Annotated in this window: 16 protein-coding genes and 1 other RNA gene; 10 read left to right on the top strand and 7 right to left on the bottom strand. The window is 41.8% G+C overall.

The features are described 5' to 3' along the window. The first annotated feature begins 329 nt into the window (after positions 1–329). Together xseA and xseB are read left to right on the top strand one after the other, a co-directional pair. Positions 330–1,595: an exodeoxyribonuclease VII large subunit gene (gene xseA / locus ACNS8M_RS04225; protein ID WP_419225197.1), complete on the top strand. Its 1,266-nt coding sequence runs from the start codon at positions 330–332 to the stop codon at positions 1,593–1,595. Then, complete coding sequence (gene xseB, locus ACNS8M_RS04230) at positions 1,585–1,785, top strand: exodeoxyribonuclease VII small subunit (RefSeq protein ID WP_168418647.1); 201 nt, start codon at positions 1,585–1,587, stop codon at positions 1,783–1,785. Before xseA ends, xseB begins: the two co-directional genes overlap by 11 nt. Positions 1,786–1,851: 66 nt before the next feature. Here xseB and ACNS8M_RS04235 read toward each other — a convergent pair whose 3' ends face one another. The 6 genes from ACNS8M_RS04235 to ACNS8M_RS04260 all read right to left on the bottom strand — a co-directional run bounded on the left by ACNS8M_RS04235 (position 1,852) and on the right by ACNS8M_RS04260 (position 5,389). Beyond that, positions 1,852–2,289 (bottom strand): DUF302 domain-containing protein, encoded by a 438-nt coding sequence (locus ACNS8M_RS04235; protein WP_168542650.1) that lies wholly within the window; start codon positions 2,287–2,289, stop codon positions 1,852–1,854. Between the two features lie 151 nt (positions 2,290–2,440). Beyond that, a protein-coding gene (locus ACNS8M_RS04240; protein WP_419225198.1) for an IS3 family transposase occupies positions 2,441–3,516 on the bottom strand; the annotation gives its coding sequence in 2 pieces (ribosomal slippage) (positions 2,441–3,264 and positions 3,264–3,516; 1,077 coding nt in all). 56 nt (positions 3,517–3,572) lie between these two features. Beyond that, complete coding sequence (locus ACNS8M_RS04245) at positions 3,573–4,118, bottom strand: integrase arm-type DNA-binding domain-containing protein (protein ID WP_419225199.1); 546 nt, start codon at positions 4,116–4,118, stop codon at positions 3,573–3,575. A 140-nt stretch (positions 4,119–4,258) separates the two neighbouring features. After that, positions 4,259–4,441: non-coding RNA, 6S RNA (gene ssrS / locus ACNS8M_RS04250), on the bottom strand. Positions 4,442–4,551: 110 nt separating this feature from the next. After that, a complete protein-coding gene (locus tag ACNS8M_RS04255; protein ID WP_168418645.1) occupies positions 4,552–4,836 on the bottom strand; it encodes a cell division protein ZapA in 285 nt (94 codons plus the stop codon). Between the two features lies 1 nt (position 4,837). Continuing rightward, entirely contained in the window at positions 4,838–5,389 is a 552-nt protein-coding gene (locus ACNS8M_RS04260) for a hypothetical protein (RefSeq protein WP_168461725.1), read from the bottom strand. 64 nt (positions 5,390–5,453) lie between these two features. On the opposite strand from ACNS8M_RS04260, the gene ACNS8M_RS04265 reads away from it, so the two are divergent. The 5 genes from ACNS8M_RS04265 to ACNS8M_RS04285 all read left to right on the top strand — a co-directional run bounded on the left by ACNS8M_RS04265 (position 5,454) and on the right by ACNS8M_RS04285 (position 10,446). Further along, on the top strand, positions 5,454–6,092 hold the full coding sequence (locus ACNS8M_RS04265) for a UPF0149 family protein (protein ID WP_168418643.1): 639 nt from the start codon (positions 5,454–5,456) through the stop codon (positions 6,090–6,092). Between the two features lie 96 nt (positions 6,093–6,188). Further along, on the top strand, positions 6,189–7,520 hold the full coding sequence (pepP, locus tag ACNS8M_RS04270) for a Xaa-Pro aminopeptidase (protein ID WP_286428513.1): 1,332 nt from the start codon (positions 6,189–6,191) through the stop codon (positions 7,518–7,520). A gap of 42 nt (positions 7,521–7,562) precedes the next feature. Then, a complete protein-coding gene (ubiH, locus tag ACNS8M_RS04275) occupies positions 7,563–8,774 on the top strand; it encodes a 2-octaprenyl-6-methoxyphenyl hydroxylase (RefSeq protein ID WP_168461728.1) in 1,212 nt (403 codons plus the stop codon). Continuing rightward, positions 8,771–10,021, top strand: coding sequence for an FAD-dependent monooxygenase (locus ACNS8M_RS04280; protein ID WP_168461729.1), 1,251 nt, complete (start codon positions 8,771–8,773; stop codon positions 10,019–10,021). Before ubiH ends, ACNS8M_RS04280 begins: the two co-directional genes overlap by 4 nt. A gap of 176 nt (positions 10,022–10,197) precedes the next feature. Continuing rightward, positions 10,198–10,446 carry a hypothetical protein gene (locus ACNS8M_RS04285; protein ID WP_019836366.1) on the top strand — a complete coding sequence of 83 codons (249 nt, stop codon included), beginning with the start codon at positions 10,198–10,200 and terminating at the stop codon, positions 10,444–10,446. A 119-nt stretch (positions 10,447–10,565) separates the two neighbouring features. Here ACNS8M_RS04285 and rsmI read toward each other — a convergent pair whose 3' ends face one another. Then, the gene (gene rsmI, locus ACNS8M_RS04290; RefSeq protein ID WP_286428511.1) at positions 10,566–11,408 is read right to left on the bottom strand and encodes a 16S rRNA (cytidine(1402)-2'-O)-methyltransferase; all 843 of its coding nucleotides are present in this window, start codon (positions 11,406–11,408) and stop codon (positions 10,566–10,568) included. Between the two features lie 193 nt (positions 11,409–11,601). Here rsmI and ACNS8M_RS04295 point away from each other — a divergent pair, with 193 nt between their 5' ends. The 3 genes from ACNS8M_RS04295 (at position 11,602) to ACNS8M_RS04305 (ending at position 13,719) form a co-directional block, all read left to right on the top strand. Next, positions 11,602–12,048, top strand: a complete 447-nt coding sequence (locus ACNS8M_RS04295) for a YraN family protein (protein WP_286428509.1) — start codon at positions 11,602–11,604, stop codon at positions 12,046–12,048. 110 nt (positions 12,049–12,158) lie between these two features. Continuing rightward, the gene (locus tag ACNS8M_RS04300; protein ID WP_419225200.1) at positions 12,159–12,836 is read left to right on the top strand and encodes a BON domain-containing protein; all 678 of its coding nucleotides are present in this window, start codon (positions 12,159–12,161) and stop codon (positions 12,834–12,836) included. Beyond that, positions 12,826–13,719, top strand: a complete 894-nt coding sequence (locus ACNS8M_RS04305) for an alpha/beta hydrolase (protein WP_419225201.1) — start codon at positions 12,826–12,828, stop codon at positions 13,717–13,719. Before ACNS8M_RS04300 ends, ACNS8M_RS04305 begins: the two co-directional genes overlap by 11 nt. The last annotated feature ends 75 nt before the right edge of the window (positions 13,720–13,794 follow it).

Raw genomic sequence — 13,794 nt, forward strand, 5'->3', positions numbered from 1 at the left:
ACCTGAATTTTATTCACGCTGTTTTGGGAGTTGCTAAATGCTGTTTTGGCATTCTCCAATCAGTTGCATGCTTGTTTTACAGGCTAAATCACATGGTTTAATCAAAAACTAACGATAAATATGTGTGTCGTTAAAAGCATGAGCAGATTTATACCTCAATTAAAACATGAATAAAAATGATTTAATCTCAGTCGTAAGTGAATTAAATTCACTTATGTGTTTTAAGTAATGAAAACCATGCCAAATGGCTCAGCTTTAGATTGAGTTTTAATCATGTGAATGTGCAAATAATTTTGTAAGATAGCGGAGATTCGTTTTGTATTTAAGATATGTCAGATTTTCAGCTCAGCCTCAGTGAATACCTAGCAACGGTTCAAGAAGTCATCCAGTTGACCTTTGATGAAGCTGTGTGGGTAAAAGCCGAAATACGCAATCTGAATATCAAAGCAGGGCATTATTATCTTGAATTGGCTGAAAAAGATGAAGACAGCCATAAAGTCGTGGCAAGTTGTAAGGCCACCATTTGGAAATTTACCGCACAAAAAATTGTTTTAAAATTTGAACGTGAAAGTGGTATAGAGCTTACAAAAGACCTGAATGTGCTGATTAAAGTCAAAGCACGTTTTGACCCGCAATATGGTTTTTCGGTCAATATTGAAGAAATTGATTCAAGTTTTACGCTGGGTGATTTAGCCAAACGCTATCAGCAAATTTTACAGCGCCTGACCATAGAAGGTTTAATTCATAAAAATAAACAGTTAGCTGCACCTTTTGATATACAAAATGTATTGGTGATTGCACCTGAAAATGCGGCAGGTTTAGGAGATTTTAAAAAAGACGCCGATGTTTTGGCTCGTGCGCAGGTCTGTCACTTTGTTTATCATTCTGCGACTTTTCAAGGGAATACTGCTCCTCAAAGTATTATGTCTGCTTTAGCGACTGCATTGAAACAGTGGGTCGTGGATTACCCAACCGCACCAGACTTAATTGTAATTATTCGGGGTGGCGGTGCAGTTAATGACTTGGCCTATTTGAATGATTATGAACTTGCGGCTTTATTATGCAAACGCAGTGTGCCTATTTGGGTGGGCATTGGCCATGAAAAAGACCGTACTATTTTAGATGAAATCGCACATCGCTCATTTGATACGCCTAGCAAAGTGATTGCAGGGATTCGCAATTTAATTGTGGAGCGTGTCAATGAAGCGAATAGTGCATTACAAACCATCAAATTGGTATCACAACATCAATTGGTGGCCTATCAAAGTCAAAATGATCAATGCTTACAGCGTGTTAAAACACTGGCTCAACAGCATATTGCAGAAGCACAGCGCAGCATTGAAGACCTAAAAAATAATCATCAATATTTTGCCCAGCAACAGATTAAACTTGCTTCGACCCAGATTGAAACATTAATGCGTGAGACTTTATTACAGAACCCGAAAACAGTTTTGGCAAAGGGATATGCAATTGCAAGAAGCAAGGGTAAGGCCATTCGTTCAGTGCAGCAAATTACAGATCAACACATTCAAATTGAATTACAGGATGGCAAAATTGATGCCACCGTACAGCAGGTACACGCCCATGAATCATGAAGAACTGAGCTTTAAGCAAGGCTATGAAATTCTGAAGAAAAATGCAGAATTGTTGGAAGCACAAGAACAGCCAGATATTGATAACCTGATGAATCTTGTTGAAGAATCTATGCAGGCCTATAAAGCTTGTAAAGCTAGAATAGATGCGGTGCAGCAAGCATTGAACGATACCTTTAAGGAAACATCTTAAAGGTAATTTTATTTGTTAAAACATTGCTTTAACTTTGCCAAAGCAAACGCATCTATCTTCAATTGATTAACGGCTTTCAACTAAACTTTTAACCAAAGCTTCCACAGGGCTTAACTTTTCTTTTAATTCTTGCGGTAAATTCAAGTCGTTCACAGGGTGCATGAGTACCTCAACGCGTTCACCGTTTTGACGAATCAGCACTCTTAAAGGCAAATCTAGTGCAACATCTGGAGCAGAGAGCATGAGCGGTGTTCCTGCTTTAGGATTACCGAAAATCAAAACCGTTGTTGCTGGCATGCTTAGAGCAACGTTGTTGGCCTGAGCTGCATGGTCAATTTCAGCAAAGATATGCATCCCTTTTGCAGCCAAGCCGTCACGTAAATGCGTTACGGTTTCTTTAAATTCACGATGACTTTGCATGTGCAAAAGTTCACCTGCTTGTACAAAACTCATGCTACCTCCCATCATTACGGCAGAAATTACGATTGCTTTTAAAAACTTCATTTTTATCTCCTGAATTCTGTATTGTGTACGCTGTGTTATGACAATTCTGGGAATTTTCCATAATTTTGAATAGTTCATTGAAACGGATTTTAAGCTTTTATGCATCTGGTAAGGTAATCCTCCCATAAATAACCGAAGTTAAAAGTAGAGGTTAAGCAGCCATTAGAGGTGGCTTTCCTTTGTTAGCTTGATGTGGTCTTTCATGGTTGTAATGCCACAACCAGTTTGTTGCATAATCTTGTACTTCATCCAAAGTATCAAATAAATGCTTGCTCAGCCAACTATAACGTATGGTCCGATTATAGCGTTCAATATACGCATTCTGCTGTGGCTTACCCGGTTGAATATATTCAATACGAATACCGTGCTCAGTAGCCCAGCGCACAAATTCGTGACTGATAAATTCGGGACCATTATCGCATCGGATCACTAACGGTTTTTCTCTCCACTCCAGCAATTGATTCAACGTACGAATAACCCTGATTGTGGGCAATGAGAACCCTGCTTCAATGGCTAGGCCTTCGCGGCGGTAATCATCAATCACATTCAATAATCGAAACTTGCGACCATCGGAAAGCTGATCATGCATAAAATCTAATGACCAAACCTGATTTTCTCGGATTGGTTCTTTCAATGGTTCAGGCGCATGCCGTTTTAGTCTTCTTCTCGGTTTAATACGCAGATTCAGTGCCAACTCACAGTAAATGCGGTAAACCCGCTTGTGATTCCAGCAGCAACTCTCAACATGCCGTAAATACGAGAAGCACAAACCAAAGCCCCAATCGGAATTTTCCTCAGTGAGTTCAATGAGCTGTTCAGCAATGAGTGCATTGTCATCGCTGAGTTTGGCTTGATAGCGGTAGCAGGTTTCACTAATGCCAAATGCTTTACAAGCCAAACGAATACTAATGGCATGCTGGGCAACTGCCTGTTGTGCCATCTTACGCCGGCAAGATGGCTTTACCACTTTTTTGCCATCGCTTCCTGGGTGATTTCGGCCTTTAATCGCTCTTCCGCATACATCTTTTTAAGTCTGGTATTTTCGGCTTCTAGCTCTTTCAGTCGAGCCATTAATGATGTATCCATACCACCATATTTGGCACGCCATTTATAAAAGGTAGCATTACTCATGCCGTGTTCACGGCAAAGGGTCGCTACAGGTGTGCCAGATTCTGCCTGTTTCAAGATGGACATGATCTGACTGTCAGTAAATTTAGATGTTTTCATGCAGAATCTCCTGCTCGTATCTTAAGAGAAAATTCTACTTTTAGATCCTATTATTTTTAGGGGGGATTACCCATCGTTACATCTGTAATTTTTAAATGATGCCAATCTTTTAAGTACAAGCTCATATCTCTGTCATACACAGCAACTGTATTTGGCTTTAGCTCTGTTCTAGCTTCTATGTAGTGTTTATAAGCATCTATCAAAGTTGGGATTTGCTGATAATTTAATCGTCCTTGGGAGGCTTTTTGGCGTAGTTGTTCTTTTTTGTCGTTTGGGTTTATTCCCTGGGACATTTCAAGGAGATATTCGGTTGCTTTCTGTCTAGCAGTTTCTGGTGTAAAAATACCATGATCTCCAATAGTGACACGGCAGGGAACACCATTTGGCATTTTCTTTTCAACAGTATATACAAGAGAGTGGCGAGTCGCTCTGATAGCAAATCCAATCAGTTTAAGATCACGAAAAAAAAGTTGTTTCCCACTTGGAATATCAAAACAGTATTGTTTGGAATCCTTAAGGGATTCATCTGCATAAGGATCACTTAGTTGTTTAATGAGACCTTTAACAAATGAAAGGGTAATATGTGTTTTTTTATTGGACATTTTCATTTCCTATCAGCAGTCGCTGAATAAGTGAATAGAACTTGGGTATACATGGAGTATACAAAGATCTAAAAAATGAAAATTCATTTGGTGGAGATTTGAAGAATTTTGTTCATGATCGTTATAAAACAATCATTTAGAAACACTCCGAAGATGCCGCTGCATGTCGTTACCCTGAACCCGAAGAAGTTCAAGGCGGACGCGACGCATACTTGCTGGGTTTCCCATACAAGATGGGCATACGCTCTAAATATGCAGAACGCAATCCTAAGATTTAAGTATCGGCAGGGATATAGACTCGCTGGCGAACATCTCAGAGTTAGAATTAGTATACCCCATCTCAGGGGCTTGGCAACTCATGTTCACAGTTGAACTGTAAAGTTTGATCTTGTTTGCACAGCCTTTATGCAAACTTAAGTTAAAAAACCAACACTTAAGTTAAGGCTTCAACTTCTTGCAGAATCGTACTCAGCAAACGCTCACAATGCGCATAATGTTGCAAAGATTTGTTCATAGAAAGAACCTCTTGCATCAATTCCAATGCAACCATAATAATCAGTTTGCTAGGTTCCATACGTGGCGCTTTACGACGAAATTCATCATAGCGCTCATTCAATAATTGCGCGGCACGTTCTAAATCTGCTTTTTGGTCTTCAGTGGTGGCCAAACGGAAGCTATGTCCTAAAACACGTAAATCAATTGGAATTTGAACTGACATATTAACCTTCCTCACTCACTTCGGCAGGGTGGGCAAGTTGTTGAATTTCTTGCGCATGATGGTCTTGAGCCGTACCTAAAATTGCCAAACGCTGAATAATGGCTTCAACTTTGGCTTTGGCATGCTCATTTTTTTGTAACAATCTATCACGTTCTTGCTTCAGGGTTTGAATTTCATGCTGATTCATACGTTGATCATTTAGCATCTTTTCTTTCAAAATGCGTAACTCGTTACGCTCTGCCAAAATTTCCTGAAAGCGGTTTTTAAGATCGGTACAGCTTTTTTCTAAACGTCCATAACGATCTGCCAAAGCCGTTGCATCCTGATTCAGTTGTTGCAACTGTGCCTGTGTGCTGCTTAATTGCTCGGTCAGACTTTCAATTTCATCTTGTTTTGCGGTAATAATGCCGTTTCTTTGCACAATTTGTGCATGATGCTGTTCCTCAGCAGTTTGTTTGGCTGTGCTGAGGGCCGTGTTTTCACTTTCATAATGGTCAATTCGTGTTTTTAAAACACCAATATGCGCTTGTAGACGCTGTAATTCTTCTAACATATCGTGGTCGCACAGTATTGCAAACAAAGGTAATATATACGAAGTATAGAGATTGGATAAACGAATGCAAGACGATATTTCAGGTTGGTCAGAATGGTTTCGCAATTTTTCTGGCATTGAAGAAATTTCAAGTCCAAGTGAGTTACACGGCTTACTCACAGGTATAGTTTGTGTGACAAATGCACCAACAGAAACTGAGTGGCAGCAGATTTTGCAAACCTTAAATGTGCCCGATTTAGAGCCAGCAGCCCTGGCACTATTAACCGATGAATCTGAAGATGTGGCACATGCCTTGTGTGAAGATGAATTGGATTATTTGCCATTGTTGCCAGATGATGAACATCTTTTACAAGAACGCGTACAAGCTTTAGCCGACTGGTGTGCGGGTGTCGTACTCGGTTTTGGTTTGGCTTCTGGGCATATCCGTTCAGACGAAATTGAACTGATTGAACATTTACAAGATGTGGCTGCAGTTGAATTTGAAGACTCAGATAATGATGAAGAAGGCGAGGAAAGTTATCAGGAACTGTATGAATTTGTTCGTTTAATTCCTGTGAGTTTGTCTGTGGGCCGTAAAAAAGTAGCTGTGGAAGAAAGCTCTTTATTGCAAAACGTACACGCTAAATCACGTGTACAGACCGCAGAAACAGGGCAAAATCCATCTTCAGTGGTAGAAATGTTTACACCACATCGTCCGAGTTAATCGGGCGTTGTGGCTTGAGTTGCGAAAGTGTAAGTTAATTGAACGCATCATAATCATTCTAATTTCATCAACATATTTTCAATGAAAGAACCCAATATGAAAAAACTGACTCAAGTCGAATTTAAAGAACGTCGAGATCAATTTGCTGAACGCATGGGCCCCAACAGTGTTGCTATTATTGCGACCAGTCCTGTTGCAATACGTAATCGTGATGCAGACTATAAATATCGTGCCGACAGCAGTTTTTTCTATCTGACAGGTTTTGCAGAACCTGAAGCAGTTGCAGTAATTGAAACTTATGAATCGATTGATGAAGGCTACACTTACACCTTGTTCTGCCGTGAACGTAACCGTGAAATGGAAATCTGGAATGGTTATCGGGCAGGGCTAGAAGGTGCAATTGAGCAGTACGAGGCAGATGAGTCTTTTGCAATTGATCAGTTAGATGCAGAAATCATTGCGAAAATTGTTAACAAAGACACGCTATATTACCGTTTGGGTCATCAGGCTGAATTTGATGCACGTGTAGCTGCATGGAACCAACAAGCCGATGCACAACATCGTCAAGGCAATACTGCACCCGCCAAAATTGTGCAACTAGATCGTTTGCTGGATGAAATGCGTTTGCATAAAACCGAGTCTGAACTGGAGTTGATGCAAATTGCTTCAGACATTAGTGCCGAGGCACATACCCGTGCCATGCAAACGGTCAAAGCGGGCATGATGGAATATGAATTAGAAGCCGAACTGAATTATATTTTTGGCAAAAATGGCTGTGTTCCTGCCTATAACAGCATTGTCGGTGGTGGAGAAAATGCCTGTATTTTGCATTATGTCGAAAATGACAAAATCCTTAAAGATGGTGATTTGGTCCTGATTGATGCAGCCTGTGAATATCAGTGCTATGCCTCAGACATTACCCGTACATTCCCTGTAAATGGTCAATTCAGCCCAGAACAAAAAGCACTGTATAACATTGTATTGGATGCGCAAATTGCAGCCATTGATGCTGTGCAAATTGGTAATTCTTATAAAGAACCACATCATGTTGCGGTACGTATTTTGGTACAAGGGCTGCTTGATTTGGGCATTATGCAGGGCGATTTAGAACAAATTATTGATTCGGAAAGTTATCGTCAATTTTATATGCATGGCACAGGCCATTGGCTGGGTATGGATGTGCATGATGTCGGCACTTATAAGCAGGGCGAAGACTGGCGTGTGTATGAGGAAGGCATGGTTGTTACGGTTGAACCAGGTCTATATATCGCCCCAGATGATGAAACAGTCGATGCAAAATGGCGTGGTATTGGGATTCGCATTGAAGACGATGTGGTGGCAACACAAAATGGACCTCGTGTTTTGACTGCAAATGTAGTAAAAACAGTAGCAGAGATTGAAGCGCTCATGGCTCAAGCCAAAGCCTAAATTCAGTATGATTCAGTGAAATTGAGCAGATTGGGGAACGAAATGCAGCAACAAGAAGTCATCATTGTCGGTGGTGGTATGGTGGGTTTAAGCCTTGCCTTAATGTTAGCCAAAGCCAATATTGCGGTGAAGTTGCTGGAAGCGATTCAATACCCCAATTATGAAGATGCCAATTTAGCACCGTATCATTCCAGTTTCGATGCCCGTAACAGCGCATTGTCACGTCGCAGTGTACAAATTTACCAAGAACTGGGTTTATGGGACGCCTTGCAGCAACATGCCACGCCTATTTTAGAAGTTCAGATTACAGAGCAAGGCAGTTTTGGTAAGGCGCGATTATTGGCTGAACAAGAAAAAGTCGAAAGTTTTGGGCAGGTCATTGAAAATGCATGGCTCGGTCGTGTGTTGTTAACCGAAGTGCGTAAACAGCCGCTTATTGAGTTAATTGATGGCGTGCAGGTGACAGCACTGAAACAAGACGCAGATTTTGCATATATCGAGGCGGTGCGTGGTCAGGAGCAACTACAACTTTCTGCAAAACTCCTCATTGCTGCCGATGGTCGTGATTCTTTCTGCCGTAAAGCTTTGGGCGTGGGTGCATCGGAACACGATTATGACCAAGTGGCTATTGTGACTACGGTGCAAACCTCTAAGCCACATGCGCATGTTGGCTTTGAGCGTTTCAGCCATTTAGGGCCTTTGGCGTTGCTGCCATTGCCAGGTGAATATCGTCGTTCTGTGGTGTGGCCTGTACCAAAGGGAACAGAGCATGAATGGATTGGCGATGAAAACGACCAACACTTTTTAGATGCCCTGCAACAAGCTTATGGCGACCGCGCAGGAAAATTTGAAAAAACAGGACGTCGTTTTAGTTTTCCATTGTCACAAGTTTTAGCAGAAAAACAGGCGGTTGGTCGCGTGGTATTGATGGGTAATGCAGCGCATACGATTCACCCTGTTGCAGGGCAAGGTTTTAACTTGTGTATGCGAGATGCCTATGTTTTATTGCGTTATCTTACCGAACAGGCAGCAAAATCTGCAGATTTAGGTGACCCAGCTGTACTACGTGACTATGAGCAATCTCGCTTAAAGGATCAGCAACGCGTTATTAAATTCTGCGATAGTGTTGTACGTGGCTTTAGCAATCAAAACCCAATCCTAAAATTCATGCGTAATACAGGCCTCGTTGCTTTTGATACGATTCCAGGCATTAAGCCATTGGTAGCCAACTATGCAATGGGGTTAAAAGCATGAGTACAGCAAATCAACAAGTGCAAGTGTTAGATGCAGTCATTATTGGTGGTGGCTTGGTTGGCGGTTTAACCGCATTACTGTTAGCACAGGGTGGCGTGCAAGCTACAGTCTTGGATGCTGCACCCATTTTAGATGCAGAGAAAACTTTAGCGGTTGCCAATCCACGTGTTTTGGCGCTCAGTCAGGCTACGATCCACCTATTAAAAACCGCAGGTGTTTGGCCTAAACTTGTGCGCCACATGCCGTATAGCGGCATGCAGGTTTGGAATAAAAATGGCTATGGTGAAATTAATTTTGGCAGTAGTGCTACGAATACACCCGTGATTGAACAAGCGCTTGGTTCAATGGTAGAGCCAAGTATTTTAAACCTTGCGATTCAGCAACGAATGCTAGAGCAAGTGCAGGATTATCGCACGCAAGTCAAAGTGACACGTTTGGAGCGTGGTGTAGGAGTTTGGCATATTCATTTGGCTGATGGTACCCAATTACAAACTAAACTGGTGATTGGTGCAGATGGTGCCAACTCCTTTGTGCGCGAACAGGCCTTTATTGATTTTGATGTGCTGGATTATCGTCAGGCAGGTTTAACCTGTGCGATTCGTACTGCATTGCCACATCAGCATGTAGCACGGCAAATATTTTTGGAAACAGGCCCGTTGGCGTATTTACCAATGGCCAGTTTACAGGATGAGCAAGAAGGGCATTGGCAGTCTATTGTTTGGACTTTGCCCGATGACTATGCCGAAGAATACGCCAAGCTGAATGATGCCGATTTTACTCAACTCTTGACCCGTGAAAGTCATCACATGTTGGGAGAGGTATTAGAGGCAACACCACGTGCTATTTTCCCGCTCAAGGCCCGTGCAGCACAGCGCTATGTGCAAGAGGGGCTGGCATTGATTGGTGATGCTGCGCATGTGATTCATCCACTTGCAGGACAAGGGGTGAACATTGGCTGTTTAGACGCTGCAGTACTTTGTGATGTACTACTGCATGACTTTAAACGCGGTGTCTGGGCGCATGAGCAGACCTTAAAGCGTTATGAACACCGTCGTAAAGGGCAGAACGATGCCATGATGCACAGTATGTCTGCTATTGGCTGGATGGAAACCACGACTTTATTCCCTGTGGTATGGGCGCGTAATTTTGGTTTGAAACAGGTTGAACAACAGCCTGCACTAAAAGATGCCTTTATGGCACAAGCCAATGGATTAAGTCTGTTACAAGATACCCGTTACGCGGTTTAACCCTAAAGAGTCGTTTTTTGTACGGTCATACATACCTGATTACGAATTTGATTAAAAAAGATACGAATTTTTTAATTTAGACTCTATGCGAAAGGCCAAGAGATTGCTAAATTTCATCGTAATTCATAACCAGTTTTCAATTGGACCAAGTTGAAGTCATTTGTGGGGAGATTAAGATGACGGACATGAACGATTACGATGATGTAGAAGATTCAACTGTAGACGAAGATGAAGCGAAAGCAGCCGAAAAAGGCGCTGCAGATTCAGAAGAAAGCGCTGCAGATGGAGATTTAGCAGAAGCAGAAACTTTGACCGTGACTGCTAAACTGAAACAGCGTCAGGCTTTGGAAGATGAAGTTGCAGCGTTCTTGGCACGTGGTGGAAAAATTACGGAAGTACCACCAGATGAGTCAGCACGCGACTAAGTGGTCGTATTCAGGCTAACTGTACTGACTACGGTCGAAATATATAGAAAAGCATCACCTTCAAGGTGATGCTTTTTTATTGAATGAATATTCAAGACAACGCAGTAAACTAAATGTGCTTAGTCTGCTGCTTGGCTTAACTCCAGTGCACGTTGATAGGCGATTTTCTTTTTAATCCCTGTTAAGTCAGCAGCCAATTGTGATGCAGCTTTCACCGATAAATCTTGCAATAAGCGCTGTAACAGTTGATCTAGTTTTTCTTGTTCTAGGTCTTTTTCTTCACTGGCACCGCCTACCACCAATACAATTTCACCTTTTTGTTGGTGATGATCTGCAGCGATAAACTCAACCAGTTCACCCAAAGTCATTTTTTTAATAGTTTCAAAGGTTTTGGTAATTTCTCGGGCAAAACCAACAGGGCGTTCGGCTCCAAACACCCCAGCCATATCTTTGACTGAATCTAAAATTCGATGTGGCGCTTCATAGAAAATTAGCGTCTGGGTTTCATCTTTGAGTTTTTCAAGTTGTTGTACCCGTTGAGATTGTTTAGCAGATAAAAAGCCCTGAAAGCTGAATCGATCACTCGGTAAGCCAACCGCACTCAATGCTGCAATGGCTGCGCAAGCGCCCGGAACAGGAATCACACGAATACCATTGGCCTGTGCGGCACGTACCAACTTAAACCCTGGGTCACTAATCAGTGGCGTACCTGCGTCGCTAATCAGCGCCATGTCTTCGCCATTCAGTAATTTTTGTACTAAAATCTCGATTTTGTTGCTTTCATTGTGCTCATGACAGGCAGTGAGTGGGGTAGAAATATTAAAATGTTTCATCAATTGTGCAGAGGTGCGAGTGTCTTCTGCGGCAATCAGACTTACTGATTTGAGTACGTGAATCGCACGGTAGCTCATATCATCTAAGTGACCAATTGGGGTGGCAACAACAAATAACTGGGCACTCATTGAGTTTTCTCCGTGGGAAATAACATACTAAAAAAATTAATTAAAATTCGATTAAATACAGCATTGCTCTGAGTCATTCACTAACGACTGACCGAATGGCTATTCTACCTGAATTGCGATCTGACGTATGTATGTATGTAAGGCGAAACTAGGCAGAATCTGTATCAATCATGCAGCACTTGTGAATATAAAAATGAAAATGAATAAAACCAACAATAAAAATTTGATGCGTCAGGCATTGGGTGCATGGGCCGAACAATTTGCATGGCAGTATTTGCAGCAGCAGGGTTGGACATTGCTACAGCAAAATTATCATAGTGTGTTTGGTGGAATTGACGGTATTTTGATTCGGCAACAACAATTGATATTTGTTGAAGTGAAAGCGCGCTCTAAAAGCAGTTATGCAAAAGCTTATGAAGTGGTGTCATTATCTAAGCAGCAGAAAATCATGAAAACCGCCTTGCAGTTTTTGGCAGAAAATCCACAATTTTCAGAATTTTATTGTCGTTTTGATGTGATTTGTTTTGATTTTTCTGGGCAATTTGCAAAAACAGTACAGCAAGACTTTTCCAAATTCCCGTATGATCTGCAATGGATTGAAAATGCTTTTACTTTTGATGCAGAGTTGATTAATCTTTGAGTGAAATTTAAAGCATAAAACATCAGCTGGTGAGTGCTTGTCGTAAAAACTGAAGCATGAAATGTGCAGCACTGCCAGAGTTGAAAGAAAATAATGAGGAGTCTTGCTGAGTGTTAAACCGTATTGCAGTGACCTTGCTGTGTGTAGCAAGTTTATCGGGTTGTGCAAGTTTTATTTCAAGTGGTACAGGTACAGCGCCAGTAGGAACAGAAAGTGGCGCACGATCACTTGGGCAAGTGTTTATTGATAATTCAATTGAACGTACCGCTAAAATTAATTTATACAAACTAGATTCGCGCTTTAAACAGTCTCGCGTGAATGTTGAAAGTTTTCATGGCAATGTATTACTGACAGGACAAGTGCCTGATGCGCATTTAAAGCAATTGGCAGAAGACAATGTACGTGCCATGAGTGATGTAAAAACCATCCATAATTATATTACGGTAGGTAATCAAATCAGTTACAGCACCATTATGCAGGACACCACAGTGACTGCAAATACCCGTGGTTTGATTATGAAAGCGCCTGTGGTATCTGACAGTAAAGTGCGTATTCATACTGAAGATGGTGTGTTGTATGTGATGGGACGTTTAAATAACGCAGAATTGCAAGACCTAAATCAAGTGCTGCAACAAGTTGGAAACGTCACCAAAATTATTACCCTGATTGATAATATTGAACTCCAGCCAAGCAATAATGCCAATTTTGTAAGCCCGATGGTTGCGCCTGAAACACAGACACCCGTTGCGATAGATCCAGATCAGGTTGAACCTGCACATGTTCAATAATGTGGAACACTGGCTTAAACAGTTCAATAAAAGATTAGAACAGGCGAAACGCATTTATGAGGAATTTCGTCTGTATAGCCTAGGCAGTTATGCGCTCAATCGCTTAACCCCACGGCAGGGCTATACCCTTCAAAGTAATATTGCTTATGGTTTGCGGGCAAGGCATCGTCTGGATGTGTACCGTACCACAACACCACGCCCGCAGCGTCCATTGCTGGTATTTGTGCATGGCGGTGCATGGTCACGCGGTGATAAACAGGATTATCGTTTTGTGGGTGAAGCTTTTGCAAAAGAAGGCTTTGACGTTGCGATCATTAACTATCAGCTTGCGCCACAGCATATTTTTCCCACCTATATTGATGATTTAACCTTAGCGTTGAATTATTTGACTCGGCATCAACATAAATTGGGTATTGCAACTGCACAGGTGGTCTTGATGGGACATTCGGCAGGGGCATTTAATGTGATGTCTTTGTTATATCATCCGCAGCCTTATGCCTTAAGCTGTAAGAATCACATCCGTGCAATTATTGGTTTGGCAGGGCCTTATCACTTTGATTATAAGGATGACCCACTGTGTGCCGATGCTTTTGATCAGGATGTACCGTATCAAGATGTGATGCCGTACTATTTTGTTGAGGCGAATCCAGTTAAGCACTATTTACTGGTGGCAGAAAAGGATCAAATTGTCGGGCCAAGCAATGCCACTGACTTCGACCACGTGTTAAAGAAATACGGCAATCACAGTGAAATTATGGTCATTCCAAGAACAGGGCATGTCAGTGTTATGGCATCGGTATCCAGTTTGTTTAGTCGTTTCTTTGCGACCAAGACTCAAATTATGCGAGCTTTAGATCAGGCCCTTGAAGATGAGTTATATTGATTGATCTTCAACCTAGTATTTGGTTGAGTAGCAATAAAAAACCGTTGCAACAAATTTGTGGCAACGGTTTTTGTA

This window comes from Acinetobacter sp. A2, assembly GCF_048537555.1.
GTDB lineage: Bacteria > Pseudomonadota > Gammaproteobacteria > Pseudomonadales > Moraxellaceae > Acinetobacter.